The organism is Actinomycetota bacterium, assembly GCA_028698215.1.
GTDB lineage: Bacteria > Actinomycetota > Humimicrobiia > Humimicrobiales > Humimicrobiaceae > Halolacustris.
Window position 1 is genome coordinate 15,973 of sequence record JAQVDY010000018.1, and the last position, 17,001, is coordinate 32,973.

17 protein-coding genes and 1 tRNA gene are annotated in these 17,001 nt (G+C 44.2%); 12 read left to right on the plus strand and 6 right to left on the minus strand.

Going from position 1 to position 17,001, the window contains the following annotated elements:
* Position 1 precedes the first annotated feature (1 nt).
* Entirely contained in the window at positions 2 to 601 is a 600-nt protein-coding gene (gene lexA / locus PHN32_06345; GenBank protein MDD3777209.1) for a transcriptional repressor LexA, read from the minus strand.
* A 158-nt stretch (positions 602 to 759) separates the two neighbouring features.
* On the opposite strand from lexA, the gene PHN32_06350 reads away from it, so the two are divergent.
* Positions 760 to 1,263: a 3D domain-containing protein gene (locus tag PHN32_06350; protein ID MDD3777210.1), complete on the plus strand. Its 504-nt coding sequence runs from the start codon at positions 760 to 762 to the stop codon at positions 1,261 to 1,263.
* A 3-nt stretch (positions 1,264 to 1,266) separates the two neighbouring features.
* Here the strand turns inward: PHN32_06350 and PHN32_06355 are convergent, their stop codons facing one another.
* A complete protein-coding gene (locus PHN32_06355) occupies positions 1,267 to 1,602 on the minus strand; it encodes a PH domain-containing protein (GenBank protein ID MDD3777211.1) in 336 nt (111 codons plus the stop codon).
* A 173-nt stretch (positions 1,603 to 1,775) separates the two neighbouring features.
* Between PHN32_06355 and PHN32_06360 the strand changes: the two genes are divergently transcribed.
* The 10 genes from PHN32_06360 to PHN32_06405 all read left to right on the plus strand — a co-directional run bounded on the left by PHN32_06360 (position 1,776) and on the right by PHN32_06405 (position 12,217).
* Positions 1,776 to 3,107 (plus strand): LCP family protein, encoded by a 1,332-nt coding sequence (locus PHN32_06360; protein ID MDD3777212.1) that lies wholly within the window; start codon positions 1,776 to 1,778, stop codon positions 3,105 to 3,107.
* 65 nt (positions 3,108 to 3,172) lie between these two features.
* Positions 3,173 to 3,248, plus strand: a tRNA-Gly gene (locus PHN32_06365).
* 70 nt (positions 3,249 to 3,318) lie between these two features.
* Positions 3,319 to 5,229 carry a threonine--tRNA ligase gene (thrS, locus tag PHN32_06370; GenBank protein MDD3777213.1) on the plus strand — a complete coding sequence of 637 codons (1,911 nt, stop codon included), beginning with the start codon at positions 3,319 to 3,321 and terminating at the stop codon, positions 5,227 to 5,229.
* A gap of 94 nt (positions 5,230 to 5,323) precedes the next feature.
* Positions 5,324 to 6,667, plus strand: a complete 1,344-nt coding sequence (locus PHN32_06375; GenBank protein ID MDD3777214.1) for a radical SAM protein — start codon at positions 5,324 to 5,326, stop codon at positions 6,665 to 6,667.
* Positions 6,668 to 6,852: 185 nt separating this feature from the next.
* Positions 6,853 to 7,362, plus strand: coding sequence for a translation initiation factor IF-3 (infC, locus tag PHN32_06380; GenBank protein ID MDD3777215.1), 510 nt, complete (start codon positions 6,853 to 6,855; stop codon positions 7,360 to 7,362).
* A gap of 38 nt (positions 7,363 to 7,400) precedes the next feature.
* Positions 7,401 to 7,595 (plus strand): 50S ribosomal protein L35, encoded by a 195-nt coding sequence (gene rpmI / locus PHN32_06385; protein MDD3777216.1) that lies wholly within the window; start codon positions 7,401 to 7,403, stop codon positions 7,593 to 7,595.
* 16 nt (positions 7,596 to 7,611) lie between these two features.
* A complete protein-coding gene (rplT, locus tag PHN32_06390; GenBank protein ID MDD3777217.1) occupies positions 7,612 to 7,971 on the plus strand; it encodes a 50S ribosomal protein L20 in 360 nt (119 codons plus the stop codon).
* 9 nt (positions 7,972 to 7,980) lie between these two features.
* A complete protein-coding gene (gene pheS / locus PHN32_06395) occupies positions 7,981 to 9,021 on the plus strand; it encodes a phenylalanine--tRNA ligase subunit alpha (GenBank protein ID MDD3777218.1) in 1,041 nt (346 codons plus the stop codon).
* Positions 9,022 to 9,047: 26 nt separating this feature from the next.
* Positions 9,048 to 11,441 (plus strand): phenylalanine--tRNA ligase subunit beta, encoded by a 2,394-nt coding sequence (gene pheT / locus PHN32_06400; protein ID MDD3777219.1) that lies wholly within the window; start codon positions 9,048 to 9,050, stop codon positions 11,439 to 11,441.
* Entirely contained in the window at positions 11,441 to 12,217 is a 777-nt protein-coding gene (locus PHN32_06405; protein ID MDD3777220.1) for an exodeoxyribonuclease III, read from the plus strand. The genes pheT and PHN32_06405 overlap by 1 nt, the downstream gene beginning before the upstream one ends.
* Position 12,218: 1 nt before the next feature.
* Here the strand turns inward: PHN32_06405 and pgi are convergent, their stop codons facing one another.
* Both pgi and PHN32_06415 read right to left on the minus strand, forming a co-directional pair.
* A complete protein-coding gene (pgi, locus tag PHN32_06410) occupies positions 12,219 to 13,871 on the minus strand; it encodes a glucose-6-phosphate isomerase (protein ID MDD3777221.1) in 1,653 nt (550 codons plus the stop codon).
* 187 nt (positions 13,872 to 14,058) lie between these two features.
* Positions 14,059 to 15,081, minus strand: coding sequence for a uroporphyrinogen decarboxylase family protein (locus tag PHN32_06415; GenBank protein ID MDD3777222.1), 1,023 nt, complete (start codon positions 15,079 to 15,081; stop codon positions 14,059 to 14,061).
* A gap of 153 nt (positions 15,082 to 15,234) precedes the next feature.
* Between PHN32_06415 and PHN32_06420 the strand changes: the two genes are divergently transcribed.
* Positions 15,235 to 15,429, plus strand: coding sequence for a hypothetical protein (locus PHN32_06420; GenBank protein ID MDD3777223.1), 195 nt, complete (start codon positions 15,235 to 15,237; stop codon positions 15,427 to 15,429).
* Positions 15,430 to 15,435: 6 nt separating this feature from the next.
* Here PHN32_06420 and PHN32_06425 read toward each other — a convergent pair whose 3' ends face one another.
* Both PHN32_06425 and PHN32_06430 read right to left on the minus strand, forming a co-directional pair.
* Positions 15,436 to 16,377 (minus strand): DUF4214 domain-containing protein, encoded by a 942-nt coding sequence (locus PHN32_06425; protein MDD3777224.1) that lies wholly within the window; start codon positions 16,375 to 16,377, stop codon positions 15,436 to 15,438.
* Between the two features lie 152 nt (positions 16,378 to 16,529).
* A partial coding sequence (locus tag PHN32_06430; protein MDD3777225.1) for a hypothetical protein occupies positions 16,530 to 17,001 on the minus strand: 472 nt, incomplete at its 5' end.

The following is a 17,001-nucleotide window of genomic DNA, read 5'->3' on the forward strand; positions in this document are numbered from 1 at the left end:
CCTAGAGTTTACGGTAGACGGAAAGCACTTTTCCCTGTATTATGACGTCTCCGGTAACCCTGATGGGCTCATAATCAGGGTTGGAGGGCCTGAGCTCCAAGTACTGGGGAGTCAGGTAATATCTTTTAACCGTGGCTTCTTCTCCTATAAGGGCCACTACCATATCCCCGTTTTCAGCGGTTTGCCGGGACTGGGCCAGTATGATGTCTCCATCCTGTATATGGTCTCCAATCATGCTGTCTCCCTTAACCCTTAAGGCAAAATCAATATTTTTCCCTTCCAGCTGGCCAGGTATGCTGATATAGGTTTCTATATTCTGCTCGGCCAGTATGGGACTGCCGGCGGCTATGCTTCCTATCAGCGGTATTTTGGGCTGTACTGCCAGTCCGCTGCCGTCGGTAATCTTTATTGATCTGGCCAGGGATGTTTTCTCTATATAACCTTTTTTCTGCAGGGCAGCCAGATGATCGCTTACAGCCCTGGGGGAGGCCAGGCCCAACCTCTGGGCCAGCTCCCTGACCGTGGGGGGATAGCCTTTCTGGGCTATAAACTGGCTTATTATTTCCAGCACTTTTTCCTGTTTGGGGGTAAGTTTTTTCATCTTTTTCCTCGGCCTTAATTATAGCTTATAGCTATACAAATGTATAGTATTTTAATTTTTTGAAGCTTGACTTATGGGTTTTAGGGGCTATAATCCCTAAACTTGAAGATAGAAAAAGCATTTTTTGCTTAATTTTGTAAAGTGACTCAAGGAAGGTCATGGAAAAGTATAACATAACTATAAATATATTGTTCTGGTCGCTGACTGCTATAGTCATCTTTGTAACGGTGCTTTCCATCGTTACTCCAGAATTGATTGCCGGTTCCCTGATCGCTGAAGAACAGGAACCAATTGAAGTAAAAACGGAGATAAAAAAACAGCCGGTGGTGCTGGAAGTAGAAAAAAATATAGAATGGTACTATTTTGTAGCCTCCGGGTATAGTGCCAATGACCCCGCCCAGGGAACCAATTCCACCACTGCTACCGGAGCCAAGGTCCAGGAAGGAATAGTAGCGGTAGATCCGGACATGATACCTTTAGGTACGGAGATAGAGATAAAAGGTATGGGAATTTTTGTAGCCGAGGATACCGGGGGCAAAATCAAGGGCAACAGGATTGATATTTACTTTGACACCAAACAGGAAGCCAAGGAATTTGGACAACAGGGAATATGGGTCAAGGTAAATGACAGCGGAATACAGATAGCCCAATCCTACAGGTAAGTATTAATTGTTCTGGTCAGCTATGGCTTTAAGCTGGCCATACATAAGTTTAGCTTCCTTTTTATTCATCTTGGATATGGTAAAAGTATCCTTTTTACTGGAAACAGTAAGAGAGGAATAAAACAAGCCATCTTTTAAGCTTACGCTTGTGATATAGGGGTAAGTGGCAATAAACTGCTTATCTACAGATATATTGGAAACAAAGCTAAAGAATAATTTCTTATCAGTGAGAATTAGTTTTCCATCGGTAATATCATTTAGCACTCCGGTGGAAGCCTGGATCAGCTTTTCGTCTGGTCCCATAAATACAAAAAATTTTTCGGTACTGGTGGTACTCATTGCAATCTCCATCCTATTTTTTTACAAGCAGAAACAGGAGTAATTATATAAAATAATATTTGATAAAAAAAGAAATTATTTTAAAATAAAGAGATTGTTCTTAAGAAGGAAGGTATAAAATTAAGAATTATTTAAAATATCTTATCATACTGGTAGTAATTGGCCTGATAGCAGTGGGCATATTTTTTGCTGTAAGGGGAAACCGGGACCAGGAAACGGCGGAGCAGCCTCCCGCCCCTCAGCAAGAAACAGAACCGGAACCGGAACCGGAGCCTGAGGCAGAAGAAGTTATTTCCAATTTTTATGCCAGCAGTTCTTCTGATTTTGCTCCCTACTCTTTTATAAGCCCTGCCGGCTGGGAGCTAACCGAGGAAGAAGGCGGATCCCGGGTGACTTTAAGCAGGGATGGCGGTGCCATGATGCTAATGGTGGAAAAAATTGCGGACATAGAAGATATGGAAGGGCAGGATTTAGCGGACAGCTATATAGAGATAACCGAAGATATGGATGTAACCCAGGCGGTAGAAGAAGATTTTAGCTGGGGAAAGGACCAGGTTAAGCTTTATGGTTATATGTATGAAAGCGGCCTGCAGCCGGAACAGGAGCAGATAGACCTGCTATGCTGGAACCAATATCAGGACTATGCTTATATTTTAAAATACATGGGAAGCTCCAGCCTGGATAATGCCAAAAAGGATATGGAAAAGGTACTATCTAATTTTAACTGGGGCCAGGGCCCTTCCTCTACCATAAAGGCCGAGGACAGCGATGCCATCAATATCCTCATATTGGGGGATGACAGCGCTTTTGACCGGCCGGGAGGAAGAGTCAGCGGCAGGACCGATATTATCATGCTGCTGCATCTTAACCTGGAAAATTACCAGGGTACAATAGTTACCATACCCAGGGATACCTGGGTGCAGATCCCGGGACATAATGAGACCAAGATTAATGCTGCCCATGCCCTGGGCGGAAACGAGCTTACCGTGGAGACCATAGAACAGTTTTCAGGCCTGGATATTGATTTCTATGTAATTACCGACTTTGACGGTTTTGTCCCCCTGGTTGATTTCCTGGGAGGGGTAACGGTGGAGGTAACCGAGGATCTGGCCGACAGCTTTTCCAATTGTTATTTGGATAAGGGGGTCCACCACCTTAACGGGGAGCAGGCACTAGCCTTGAGCCGGAACCGCCACCGTAATGACGGGGCTTATGCCCGGGAGAAGGAAGCAGCCAAGATAATAGTAGCCCTATATGAGCAGAAAACAACTTTAGAAAAGATTGTAAAGCTGCCTGCCTTTATTAATTTCCTGCTAAACTACACCTGGACCGATATGGATTTTTCAGATGCGGTTAGGCTGCTGCCGGCTTTAGGAAAAATTAAGGCCCAGGATATAGAAATCACCACCATACCCTCCTGGCCCCAGATGGTAGGCCAGGCCAGCGCTGTGGTTTATGATGAAGAAGCTACTGCCCAGTTGTTTGAAGAAATTAAAAACCAATAGCCTGGTTGACTTTTGGCCTATTAGTGGGTAATATTTTAGCGTAAATGAAGCTTAAATGCTTACGAGCGGAAGTGGCTCAGTTGGTAGAGCATCACCTTGCCATGGTGAGGGTCGCGGGTTCGAATCCCGTCTTCCGCTCCATTTTTTTGTCTTAATAAATCCATAAAGAAATAGTATAATAAAGGATTATTATTAAATTAAAGGCATGCTTATGGTTACATTAAATATTGGCAACAGCAAGGTAGACCTGCAGCAGGGTAAAAGCATAAAAGATGCTTTATCCCTGATGGACAAGGATTTGGCCAAGAGGGCGGTAATGGCAGTAAATAAGGAGCAGGGCCAGAAACTGGACCTGGATTATGTGCCCTCTATGGATATGAGCCTGCAAATAGTTACTACTGAGGATAAAGCAGCACGGGACCTGCTCAACCATAGCACCTCCCATATAATGGCCTATGCCATACAAAGGCTTTACCCTGAAGCGAAATTTGCCATTGGTCCCGCCATAGAAGATGGATTCTACTATGATATCGACCTGGAGCATACCATAAGCCCCGAAGATCTTCCGGCCATAGAAAAGGAAATGAAACGGATTATTAAGAAGGGCTATAAGTTTGAAAGAAAAGAGGTCAGCAAGCAGGAAGCAGCCCTTATATTTAAGGATAACCCTTACAAGCTGGAACTGATAGAAGCCATAGATTCTGATAAGGTCAGCATCTATACCACCGGTGATTTTGTGGATCTTTGCAGCGGACCCCATATACCTTCACTGGCTAAAATAGGGGCCTTTAAATTATTGAGTATAGCCGGTGCTTATTGGAGGGGTAACGAGAAAAATAAGATGCTGACCAGGGTTTACGGCACTGCTTTTTTTGAGCCCCAGCAGCTGCAGCAGTACCTGGACATGCTGGAAAAGGCCAGGCAGGCGGATCACCGCAAGATAGGCAGGGAACTGGACCTGTTTAATTTCCACGACCAGGCTCCCGGGTTTCCTTTCTTTCATCCCAAGGGGATGATACTGCAGAATGCCATATTGGATTACTGGAGGCAGGAGCATCAGGCAGAGGGCTACCAGGAGATAAAAACCCCTATAATTTTATCCAATGAGCTGTGGCATACTTCCGGCCATTGGGATCATTACAAGGATAATATGTATTTTGTCCGCATAGATGAAAAGGATTATGCGGTAAAGCCCATGAATTGCCCCGGTGCAATACTGGTTTATAAATCCAGCCAGCATTCCTACAAGGAATTTCCCATAAGGCTGGCAGAGCTGGGACTGGTGCACCGGCATGAAAAATCAGGGGTGCTGCATGGCCTGTTCAGGGTAAGAAACTTTACCCAGGATGATGCCCATATATTTTGTACTGAACCCCAGCTGGGGCCAGAAATAGGCAAGGTCATTGACATGATAGGCCGCATGTATTCGGTATTTGGTTTTGACAACTATCATGTGGAGCTGTCTACCCGTCCGGTGGACAGAATTGGTTCTGATGAAATGTGGGACAAGGCGGAAATGCTTTTGGAACAGGCTATCAGGGACAAAGGCCTGGACTATAAGGTTAATGCAGGGGACGGGGCCTTTTACGGGCCCAAGATAGATTTCCATATACAGGACTGCCTGGGAAGGACCTGGCAATGTGCTACGGTACAGCTGGATTTTGCCATGCCTGAAAAATTTGAGATAGATTATGTGGGGGCCGATAATGAAAAACACCGGGCAGTAATGCTTCACCGGGTGGTGCTGGGAAGTGTGGAAAGATTTATAGGCATACTTACCGAGCACTACAGCGGCAACTTTCCCCTTTGGCTGGCTCCGGTACAGATGGCGGTGTTACCCATATCGGAAAAATATGAGCAGTACAGCCAAAAAGTCTATGAAAACCTGGCCCAACAGGGTTTCAGGATAGAATTTGACAACAGGGTTGAATCTTTAAGCAAAAAAATACGTCAATCAGAGTTAAGGAAAATTCCTTATATGATTATTGTGGGCCAGAATGAACAGGAAAGCGGAACCATAACCGTAAGAAGAAAAGGGAAGGAAGACTTGAAGGAAATAAAGGTACAGCAGTTTTCTGATATGGCTTGCCGTATTATTGAAGACAAGCAGGTAGAGATATAAAATTGTCCTTTATTTTTAAATAATTTGTTCTTATAATTACATTTATAGATTTGTTAAATACAAAGATGTTACCATATAACAAAGGGGTGTCTAAATGACTATCAAAGAAAGGGTGAAGCTGTATACCACTAAAGCAGCAATAAAGAGTGCCCTGAAAGTGCTTCCTAAAATCTCTGATGAGAGATGGCTGTCCATGATAAAGGGAAGAGTTTACCGTCTCAAGAACAAGGAAGAAAGAGACTTTCTGGAAAACCTGCTGGTTAACCTCAAAAGAGCCATTGTGGACATGTCTCCATCGGTTAGGAATAAAGTGGTTATGAACCTTATTAACAATGCTATGGTTCAAGGCCAGCCCAAAAGGAAGGCTTTTGCTGATAAATACGGGATCAATCCTCCCAACCATTTGGTTATTAGCCCTACCATGAAATGTAACTTAAGGTGCTATGGCTGTTATGCCTGGCAGTATTCCAAAAAGGATGACCTGCCTTATGATGTTTGCAACCGTATCATCGATGAAGCCAATGATATAGGCCTTTATTTCTTTGTTATAACCGGGGGCGAGCCTTTCTGCTGGGAACACCTGTATGACTTTCTGGAAAGGCATAATGACTCCTTCTTCCAGATTTATACCAATGGCCAGCTGATTGATAAGAAAGTAGCTGCCAAACTGGCAGAGCTGGGAAATGCCGTACCCTGCATTAGCATAGAGGGGTTTGAAAAGGAAACTGATGAGCGAAGGGGCAAGGGTGCCTGGAAAAATATCATGCAGGCCATGGATAACCTGAAAGAAGCAGGGGTGCTGTTTGGCTTTTCAGTGACTGCTACCAGGCCCAATAATGAAATGGTAGTAAGTGAAGAATTTATAGACCTGTTTGTGGAAAAGGGAGCATTTATAGGATGGTATTTTAACTATATCCCCATTGGCAGGGAACCAAATATGGAGCTAATGCCTACTCCTGAGCAGAGGGATTACAGGAGAAAGAGAATTCTGGAAATAAGGAAGACCAAGAATATCATAGTAGCTGATTTCTGGAATGACGGTCCCTTGGTAAATGGCTGTATGGCCGGCGGCAAGAATTACCTGCATATAAATGTAAATGGCGATGTAGAGCCCTGTGTTTTTGTTCACTTTGCTGCTGACAATATTAAGGAAAAAAGCCTGGAGCAGGTGCTGACTTCCGATTTCTTTATGGGATTCAGGAAGAGACAGCCTTATACCGATAACCATTTAAGGCCCTGTACCATTATTGATAATCCCCAAGTATTAAGGGATATAGTGGCTGAGAGCGGTGCTTATGCTACCCATGACGGGGCAGAGACCATTATTACTGACCTGGCCAAGGAACTGGACCAGTATTCTGAAGATTATAAGAAGGTTGCAGATAAGGCCTGGGCAGAAGAATATGAGCCCCAGGAAGAAGAAGATGAGGCGGTATAGACAAAAGTCATTATATCCTTTATAATCTTGCAGACAATTGAATATGGAATAAAAAGTAGAAATCATCTATTTCTCACCAAATGGCGGCTAACCAGCTTGTTGATTTGGTTATAAATAAATAAAAAATAGGTAGGTGGTTTTACTTGCCTATTTTTTTTGTATTAATTTTAGTGGAGGTGAAATAAATTAATAAAAGCATCAGACATAATGACCAGATAAGGGTGCCTAATGTTAGGCTTATTGACGAGGATGGTTCCCAGGTAGGGGTAATACCTACTAAAGAAGCCATGGACCGTGCTTATGAAAAGGAACTGGATTTGGTAGAGGTGGCTCCCAATGCCAACCCTCCCGTATGCCGCATCATGGACTACGGAAAATATAAATATAAGCTGGAGATATCCGAAAAAGAGAAGAAAAAGAAGCAGACGCAGGTAATAGTAAAGGAAATAAAGCTTAGGCCCAAGATTGATTCCAATGACCTTAATACCAAGAAGAACCATATAAAGAGGTTTCTAAAAAGCGGTAATAAGGTAAAGGTTACGGTAATGTTCAGGGGCAGGGAAATAGTGCATAAGGAAATGGCCATGGATATGCTGGCGAAGGTTATACAGGAGCTGGAAGGCCTGGCAGTAGTGGAGCAAGCACCCAAGCTGGAAGGTTATAATATGATTATGGTTTTAGGGCCGGCTACATAAAAACATAATGTTTATATTCAGAAAGGAAGTGTTTACATATGCCAAAGCTGAAAACACATAGAGGAGCGGCAAAAAGATTTAGGGTTACCGGAAGCGGTAAGATTGTTAGACAGAAGGCTTATAAGGGCCATATTCTGACCCATAAGAGTGCTACCAGGAAAAGGAGATTGGGACAGAAACAATTGGTATCCAAAGCTGATGACAAGAAGGTAAGAAGAATGTTGGGAATTTAGAAAGGTGTGATTTAAAATGGCGCGGATTAAAAGAGGAAGCGTAAAAAACAAAAAGCATAGAAAAGTTTTAAAACAGGCTAAAGGGTATTCCAGTGCTTCAGGCAGCAGATACAGAGTGGCCAAGCAGAAGGTTTACCAGGCCTTAAGTTTTTCATATAGAGACCGAAAAACCAAAAAGAGATTATTTAGAAGATTATGGATTACCAGGATAAATGCTGCAGCCAGGTCCAATGGACTTTCCTATAACCAGTTCATTGACGGGCTAAAAAAGGCCAAGGTGGAAGTTAACCGGAAGATGCTGTCTGAGTTAGCGGTCAATGACCCTGGTGCTTTCCAGGAGCTGGCAGAAGTGGCCAAGCAGCAGGTGTCAGCATAAGGTTTTATCATGGAGGATGTAAAAGCCAAACAAATTTCAGGACAGCTGGAGCAGGATTACCAAAATTTGGAGCAAGACCTGGTCCAGGCTGGCAGCCTAAAGGACTTAGAGCAGGTAAAGGTTAAATACCTGGGGAAAAAGAGCCAGGTAGTAACCTTGCTTAAAAACATCGGCAGTTTGAGCCGGGAATTAAAACCGGTAGTAGGCAAGAATGCCAATATATATAAGAAGAAAATTGAAGCTTTAATTGCGGATAAAGAGAAAACTCTAGAAAGCATAGAATTTGACCAGAAATTAAAGCAGGAAAAGCTGGATCTTAGCCTTCCGGGCAGAAAACCCCTAAGGGGCAGCAAAAATATTTTGGACCAGGTTACCGAAGAGATTGAAGATATTTTTATCAGTATGGGCTTTTCGGTAGCCCAGGGGCCGGAAGTAGAAACCGATTATTATAATTTTGAAGCTTTAAATACCCCTCCGGACCACCCGGCCCGGTCCCTGCATGACACTTTTTTTATATCCAAGGATGTATTGCTAAGAACCCATACCTCACCGGTACAGATCAGGTATATGGAACAGCATCAGCCGCCAGTATACATTATTGCTCCCGGAAAGGTTTACCGTAAGGACTATGATGTGTCCCATACCCCCATGTTTACCCAGATAGAGGGATTGGTAGTAGATGAGGGAATAAATTTTTGTCACTTAAAATGGACTTTGGAAACGGTAGCCCGTAAGATTTTTGGCCAGGACCGCCAGGTAAGGTTCAGGCCCCATTATTTCCCCTTTACCGAACCCAGTGCAGAGGTGGATGTATCCTGCCAGATATGCCAGGGGGCAGGCTGCAGGGTTTGTTCCGGTTCGGGCTGGTTGGAGATCTTGGGTGCAGGCATGGTGGACCCCAGCCTTTATGGTTTTGTGGGTTATGATGAAGAAAAGGTAAGTGGTTTTGCTTTTGGCATGGGTATCGAAAGAATTTGCATGCTAAGGTACGGAATTGATGACCTGAGGTCATTTTTTGAAAATGACTTAAGGTTTCTGGAGCAGTTTTAAGCTCCAGTTTAGGGAAGGATTTCATATTGAAAGTAACATTAAACTGGCTAAAAGAGTTTTTAAATACCGACCAGCTGGAGGCAGGGGAGATAGCCCAGCTGCTGACCATGAGCGGCAGCGAGGTTAAAAAGATAGATTATATGGGCCGGAAATTTGAAAAGATAATTATTGGGCAAATTGTCCAGTGCAGCCCTCATCCCAATGCAGACAAGCTTAGCCTGTGCCAGGTTGACACTGGAGAGGAGCTTCTTTCTATTGTTTGCGGGGCTAAAAATTTCAAGGTAAAGGACAAAGTGGCCTTGGCTTTGCCGGGAGCAAAAATTGGCGATTTTACCTTAAAAAGATCCAAGATAAGGGGCCAGGTATCCGAGGGCATGATGTGCTCGGAAGCAGAACTGGGCCTTTCAGAGGATTCTGAAGGCATAATGATTTTGGACCAGGACCAAAAGATGGGCCAGGGCTTTGCGGAGGCTATGGGAATGGATGATGTGGCAATTGAGCTGGAAATTACCCCCAACCGCCCTGACTGTTTGTCAGTGATAGGCATAGCCAGGGAAATAGCAGCCTTAAAAGGGCTTAAACTAAAGTTGCCTGCTTATCAGCCCCAGCTAGCCCAGGATAAGGACTTTGAGCTAAAGATACAGGATTACAGCCTATGCTCCCGTTACTCGGCCCGGATATTTTATGATATTCCCCGCATTCCATCCCCCCAGTGGCTGGTAAACCGGTTGGCTCTTTGCGATGTAAGGGCGGTGGACCTGGTGGTTGATTTAACCAATTATGTAATGCTGGAAACGGGACAACCTTTGCATGCTTTCGATAAGGACCTTTTAGCTACGGATAAGATTATAGTAAGGCCAGCTAAGGCAGGGGAGTCCATACGCACCATAGATGATTCCCAACGGCAGTTGGAAGAGGGAATGATTGTCATTGCCGATGCCAAGGGGCCGGTGGCTATTGCCGGTATCATGGGGGGAAAAGAAACTGAAATTAATGAAAAGACCAAGACTGTTCTGCTGGAGTCGGCTAATTTTAATGGGCCTGACATTATGAGGACTTCTAAAAAACTGGGCCTGCGTTCAGAAGCCAGCAACCGTTTTGAAAAAAAGATTGACCCCCAGCTTACCCTGTTTGCCATAGAGAGGTTCAGCCAGCTTCTGGCTGATATTGCCGGGCAGGTTAAATCCAGCGGTATTTATGATAATTACAGCCAGAGCCCGGTTACCAGGGAGCTTGTTTTAAGGCCGTCACAGGTAACCAGGATTCTAGGGGCAGAAATCAGTACTGAAAAAATAATGGAAATTCTTGGCAGTTTGGGATTAAACTGCCAGCCTGTACGGGAAGGCATTGCAGTAACTGTTCCTTCTTTCCGCTACCAGGACCTGGAAAGAGAGATTGACCTTATAGAAGAGGTAGCCCGTATTTACGGCTTTAATAATTTTACTTCCCAGCCCCCCAGGGTTAAGCAGAGGCTGGGGGGATTAAGCTGCCGGCAGCAGTCTTTAAGGGATATCAAGAATTGCCTGGCGGACCTGGGATTAAGGCAGGTTATCAACTACTCTTTTATCAGCGGCAAGAAACTGCAGCAGTACCGGCTGGATGTTTCAGGGCAGGACCTGGTTAAAATCATTAATCCCATCAATGAAGATTTCCAGTATTTAAGGCCTTCTTTGTTTCCGGGGCTGATGGGAAATATAATGCAGAATTTAAAATACCGGATAGAAGATATGGCCCTGTTTGAGATATCCAAGGTTTTTACGCAAAGGAAAGACAGCAAGCTGCCTGAAGAAAGAAATATACTGGGCGTAGTCCTTAGCGGCCGGCAGCAGGACAAAGGCTGGAACCAGCAGGAAAGGGCTTATGATTTCTATGATTTAAAAGGAATATTGGAGTACCTGGCAGAAAGGTACTTTAATAGTTCAATAATAGAGATAAAAGGAAAAGAGATTGGATTTTTCCATCCGGTATCGGGGGGAACATGGTCTTTGGAAGGCCAGGATATGGGCATGTTAGGGCAGGTCCATCCCGGATTGCTGGCGGAGCTGGAAATAGAGCAGCCAGTCTATTATCTGGAAATTGACCTGGATTTGTTTTTAGCTAAATCCCCGAAAGCCAGGCAGTTTGAACCGGTAACCCTTTATCCCGCTGTTGACATTGATATAGCCATAGTGGTAGACCAATCAGTTACCCATCAGGAACTAAGGCAGGCTATAGAGGAAAGTGGATCCGGTATACTGCAGCAGGTAAGGCTGTTTGACCTCTACCAGGGAAAACAGGTGGAAGCTGGCAAGAAAAGCATGGCTTATTCCCTTACTTTTAAAAGAAAAGACAGGACCTTAAAGGATACCGAGGTAGAAGTAGAGGTAGAGAGGATACTGTCCTGTTTGGCTAAAAAGTTTAATGCCACTTTGAGGCAGTAATGGCTGAAAGCTGGAGCATGGTATCCTGGAATGTAAATGGGCTGAGGGCTATTTACAAAAAGGGTTTCATTCCTTTCATTGAACAAAATCAATTTGATGTAATTTGCCTGCAGGAAATAAAGGCCAGGCCCCCTCAACTGCCCAAGGATATACTTACACTGCAAGGTTACCAATCCTATTTTTGTCCCGGACAGAGGGCAGGCTACAGCGGAGTGGCCGTTTACAGCAAAGTAGAGCCAATAGATTCCGGCAATGGTTTTGGCCTGGAAAGGTTTGACCGGGAAGGAAGGGTTCTGTGGATGGATTTTGGGCCTTTTATCCTGTTTAACACCTATATGCCTAATGGGGGCAGGGACAAGGTAAGGGTGGATTACAAACTGGATTTTTACTATTCCTTTTTAGATTATATCAAACCAATTATATCTGAAGGTAAGGAAATAATTATTACCGGGGATATAAATACCGCCCATAAGGCTATTGACCTGGCCAGGCCCCAGCAGAATAAGAATAATACCGGTTTTCTACCAGAAGAAAGAGAATGGATAGACAGGCTGCTGGAGGCAGGTTTTATCGATACTTTCCGCCTTTATAATGATGGAGGCGGACATTACAGCTGGTGGGATTACAAGACCAGGGCCAGGGAAAGAAATGTAGGCTGGAGAATTGACTATTTCTTTGCCAGCCAGGGATTAAAGGATAAGATTTCCGATGCCTTTATCATGCCCCAGGTAACCGGTTCCGATCACTGCCCGGTGGGTTTGAAGTTGTCCTGGTAACTTAATTAGGCTCTTTACGGTTATCCAGGTAATAGTTAATCAGGCCATTGGTGGAGCTGTCGTGATTGGCTGCTTTCTCTTTTCCCTTTAGCTGGGGCAGTATGCCGTTGGCCAGCATCTTGCCTAATTCTACTCCCCACTGATCGAAGCTGTATATGTCCCATATTATGCCCTGCACAAACACCTTATGCTCATATAAAGCGATCAGGCTTCCCAGCAGGTAGGGGGTAAGCTTTTTGTAAAAAATTGAGTTGGTGGGCCGGTTACCTTCAAATATTTTAAAGGGGGCCAGGTTTTCTATTTCTTCTGCGGTTTTCCCTTCTTTTTTTAATTCCTCTTCTGCTTCCGGCCTGGTTTTTCCCCGCATCAAGGCTTCAGTTTGGGCCAGGTAATTAGATAGCAGCATCTGGTGATGTTCACCCAGCGGGCTATGGCTTTCTATAGCAGCCAAAAAGTCGCAGGGAATCAGCTTGGTGCCTTGGTGAATCAGTTGGTAGAAGGCATGCTGTCCATTGGTTCCGGGCTGGCCCCATATAATGGATCCGGTGTGGTAGTTTACTGGTTTTTTATTTCTGCCGGTGTTTTTCCCATTGCTTTCCATTTCCAATTGCTGCAGATAAGCGGGAAAACGGGAAAGGTACTGGTCATAGGGAAGTATGGCCTGGCTTTGGGCTTTAAAAAAATTGTTGTACCATATCCCCAGTAAAGCCAGGATAACTGGCATATTCTTATCCAGGGGCGCCTGCCTGAAATGCCAGTCCATAGCCTGGGCTCCTTTTAGGAGCTGGTAAAAATTATCATAGCCAATACTGCAGGCAATGGATAGCCCAATAGAGGACCATAGCGAATACCGGCCGCCTACCCAGTCCCAGAAGGTAAACATGGTGTCAATTCCAAAATCTTTTACTTTCCGGCTATTGGTAGATATGGCTACAAAATGTTTTCCAATATCCCGGGCAGGGGAGGTATGCTTAATAAACCAGTCCCGGGCGGTTTTAGCATTGGCCATGGTTTCCTGGGTAGTAAAGCTTTTGGAGGATACCATAAACAGGGTAGTTTCAGGATTAAGATTTTTTAAGGTTTCAGAGATATGGGTGCCGTCTACATTGGAGACAAAATGAGGTTGGGGGCCCTGGTGATAGGGGGTAAGGGCCTCGGTTACCATAGCGGGGCCCAGGTCTGATCCTCCAATGCCTATGTTTACTATATCGGTAATGCTTTTTCCGGTAAAACCTTTCCATTGTCCGGAGATAATACGGGAAGAAAATGTTTTTATCTTTTCCAGTTCCTGGTAAACCTGTTCCATTACATCCTGGCCTTCTACCAGCAGGGGAGGGCCGTCCAGGTTCCTTAAAGCGGTATGGAGTACTGGCCTGTTTTCGGTTACATTTATTTTTTCTCCGCTAAACAAATCTTCTATAGCCTGAGGCAGTCCTGATTGCTGGGCCAGCTGCAGCAGCAAATCCATGGTCTGCTGCTCAATCCTGTTTTTGGAATAATCCAGCAATATATGTTCAAACTGTAGAGAGAAACGGGTAAAGCGGTCTGGATCCTGTTCAAACATTTCTCTCATATGCTTATCTTTTATCTGCTGGTAATGGCTGTCCAGCTGTTTCCATGCTGGGCTCTGGGTGGGGTTTATGTTTTTAAGCATAATAACCTTTCTGCTTTTTTTATCATTATACTAAATTGGCCCTAAATTAGTATTAAGCAATAATGAAACCATGGGTGGCAGTTTTTTGGTTTTCCCCATCCAGTAGTTACAGGGGGGAGGTTAAATTTAAGGGATTGTTAAGTAATATCAATGCAGCTTAATGGGTGATAGGCCGGGGCACCGGCTTCTATTTTAGCTGCCAATCTCTTCCTGCCTGCATAAAGGCCTCTATATTTTCAGGAGGAGTTTCCTGGGGAAGATCGCAGCCGGTGCTTAAAATATAATTGGGGAATTCTTTCATCTGATCCAGGAGATGGCTAACTTTTTCCTTGATTTGTTTCGGGGTGTCCCGGAGCATGGTAGTGGCTGGATTTATATTTCCCATCACTACTACATCGGAGGGTATGGTTTGGGCTACTTTCTTTAAATCCACTCCCATATCCTCAGAGTCCAAGCTGATAGCGTTTACTCCTGCCTGGACCATTTTCCCTATGAGGTGCATGGTATTGCCGCAGGTATGGTAAACGGTGCTGGCCTGGCTGTATTGTATGCTGTCTATTATATGTTTTACATAGTGGGCAGAAAACTCTTCAAACTGTTTGGGCCCCAGCATTACGGCAGTAGGCTCCAGTACACATATTACTTCTGCTCCTGCTGAAAGGAGCAGGCTTACATATTCCCTTATCTTTTCGGTTACAAAGTCACATAAGGTATGCAGTTTTTCCGGCTCGGTAACTGAAGCCATGGCAGCATCGTCTGCTCCCATGATAAGGGCGGCCACAGAATAGGGGCCGGTAATGTAAGCTCCCCTTATGACTGAAGAAGGCAGCCCTACCCGCATCAGTTTCATGGTTTCCACATAACTTAAAACCCTGCTGTCAAAAGAGATATTTATGTCTTTAAGCTGCTCTATCTGTTCCAGGCTAAACTCTCCCTTGGGTACGGTTGCTGAATCTTCCTGGGGAAAGAGGGTATAGCGGCCCAGGGCATTAGCTTCTACCGACAGGTCCATAAGGGGAAATATTAGGTCTGGCTCAAAACGGTTTACCAATTCTTTAATGGCTTGAAAGTGGACTCCAAAGTTTTGCTGGGCCAGCTTTATGTTGCTCCCTATAAGCTCTACCCCTGGAAATCCCAGCAGGGGAGCTACCAGCCTTTTTCCCTGCTGGTAATATTGATGGCTTAATTTTACCAGATTGGTTTCTTTCATAATAATAAGCTAAATAATTATTTTAAAAAAATTATAGTGTACTTTTAGTTAAATTTAAATGAATTAGGGAAAAATAATTTAGATAACTTTTGTTACATTAGAGTCTATGTTATACTTAAGCTAATGTAAATAATGTTACAAGAGGTGTTAATTATGGGCAAGGTAACCAGCATCAATGATTTGGGGCCCCAGTATGTAGAAGAGCTGGCCTTTATGGGCATTAAATCTACCAGGGACCTACTGAAATGGATATCAACCTCAAAGGGAATTGAATCCCTGGAAAAAAATACCCATATAGACCATCATTTACTGCAAAGCTGGGCCCAACAATTGTCAGGAAAGAAATAATATTGCCTAGTTGTCAATTATGTCCAGGGCCAGATAGGGCACCTTGGTATGGTACAGGTAATATATATTGTCTATAATCCAGGCAATATAGTTTAGGTAATGGGAAGGCATTCCCAGTCTTACCCCGGTGTAATAGGTCTGCATGAAAGCCATTATTTCCATGCCATAACGGTCACCAGTAGACCTATAGTAGTTCCAGTTGGCTATATGGTTAAACTCATGTGATAAGGTACAGGCTATCTCTCTTTCAAATTCAATGTCATAAAATACCCTCTGGGATAGGTCTATATACACATATTTTCCATCAGTAGAAGCCAGGGCATTGGTTTGGGGAGTTTCAATGATTCTTTTGGCCAGGCCATACTGGGCATAAGCTTCCGGGTCGTAAGTAGCCAGAAGGTTAAGGGCACCGGATATAAGGGAGTAAAACTGGTCGCTGCCCTTTATGCGGTCATCCCTTTCCGGCCGGCTGCTTTTGCTGCTGCCCTTTACATTTATTGAGCCCGCATCTATACCGTAGCTGGCACATATATGGGCAAATTCTTCAGAATTTACAAAATGAGAAAATACTTCTTCCCTTGAGTTTCCGCTGGCCAGGTACTGCATCCAGTTATTAAAGCCGCCGGGATCAGGTTCCCTGCCGAAGAAAGCTCTATACATAACTTCCAGGAATTGCTGGTGGCTGAGATTTCTGCTTTGCAGCTCCTGGCTGAATACAAACCCATAAGCAGCCTCTCCGCCACTTATATTTCCAGATATAAGATGGTTTACCCAGTTAGCCAGGCCTTCCGGGTCGGGGCCTCTGCCCAGGCAGGTTTCATACAGCCTGATTACAAAATTTTGCACATCGGTGGCCTGGTCTGCGCAGAGGGTGGAAGGTATCATGGTAGTTAAAAGAAACACAACTATAAAGGTGATGGTAAGAAGCCTTTTTTTAAGGTTAAGCATTTCCCCATCCTTTGAAATTGGTAATATTTATCTATTGTACTACTAAAACAGGGAATAGTTGAATAAAAATAAGGAAATTTTAAAACTGACATACAGCAGTCAGGCTGGCAGTGGTAAAATATTTGTTTAAATTAATTTTCACAGGGCCTGGGCTAAAATAAATGTTTGGCAGTCGGTATCCTTATAATCAAGGCGCCGGCTGCAAAGCATAAGGGAATGCCAGCCAGGGCTACGATCAAAAATTTATATCCAGGGTTAATTCCAATATTCTGCATGGATACCGATAACAGCACCAGTATTATAGGGTGGACTACAATAGTGGCATAAGCGCTCCTGGATAAGATAAGGCTAAAAGCATTACTTTTATTTAATTTTTGTTTAAACAGGTATAAAAGGCCTATGCTGATACCCAGCCCTACCAAGGCTTCCCACAGGCTGTAGGACAGGGACTGCCAGCTAAAACCGCCAAATACCGGGTTAGGGTTTAGATTAATAGCGGTACCTTTAATTACAATTGCCGGCCATAAATGCAGGGCAGCTAAGGCCAGGATGGACCATAGCAGTGACCGTGAAAAATTTAATTTGTCTAGCCACCTATAACGGTAGGCCAGTATACCCAGCACA

Bases quoted from the DNA above. Each gene is read 5' to 3' on its own strand.
- lexA (MDD3777209.1), bottom strand. From the start codon at position 601: ATGAAAAAACTTACCCCCAAACAGGAAAAAGTGCTGGAAATAATAAGC.
- PHN32_06350 (MDD3777210.1), top strand. From the start codon at position 760: ATGGAAAAGTATAACATAACTATAAATATATTGTTCTGGTCGCTGACT.
- PHN32_06355 (MDD3777211.1), bottom strand. From the start codon at position 1,602: ATGAGTACCACCAGTACCGAAAAATTTTTTGTATTTATGGGACCAGAC.
- thrS (MDD3777213.1), top strand. From the start codon at position 3,319: ATGGTTACATTAAATATTGGCAACAGCAAGGTAGACCTGCAGCAGGGT.
- PHN32_06375 (MDD3777214.1), top strand. From the start codon at position 5,324: ATGACTATCAAAGAAAGGGTGAAGCTGTATACCACTAAAGCAGCAATA.
- rpmI (MDD3777216.1), top strand. From the start codon at position 7,401: ATGCCAAAGCTGAAAACACATAGAGGAGCGGCAAAAAGATTTAGGGTT.
- rplT (MDD3777217.1), top strand. From the start codon at position 7,612: ATGGCGCGGATTAAAAGAGGAAGCGTAAAAAACAAAAAGCATAGAAAA.
- pheS (MDD3777218.1), top strand. From the start codon at position 7,981: ATGGAGGATGTAAAAGCCAAACAAATTTCAGGACAGCTGGAGCAGGAT.
- PHN32_06405 (MDD3777220.1), top strand. From the start codon at position 11,441: ATGGCTGAAAGCTGGAGCATGGTATCCTGGAATGTAAATGGGCTGAGG.
- pgi (MDD3777221.1), bottom strand. From the start codon at position 13,871: ATGCTTAAAAACATAAACCCCACCCAGAGCCCAGCATGGAAACAGCTG.
- PHN32_06415 (MDD3777222.1), bottom strand. From the start codon at position 15,081: ATGAAAGAAACCAATCTGGTAAAATTAAGCCATCAATATTACCAGCAG.
- PHN32_06420 (MDD3777223.1), top strand. From the start codon at position 15,235: ATGGGCAAGGTAACCAGCATCAATGATTTGGGGCCCCAGTATGTAGAA.
- PHN32_06425 (MDD3777224.1), bottom strand. From the start codon at position 16,377: ATGCTTAACCTTAAAAAAAGGCTTCTTACCATCACCTTTATAGTTGTG.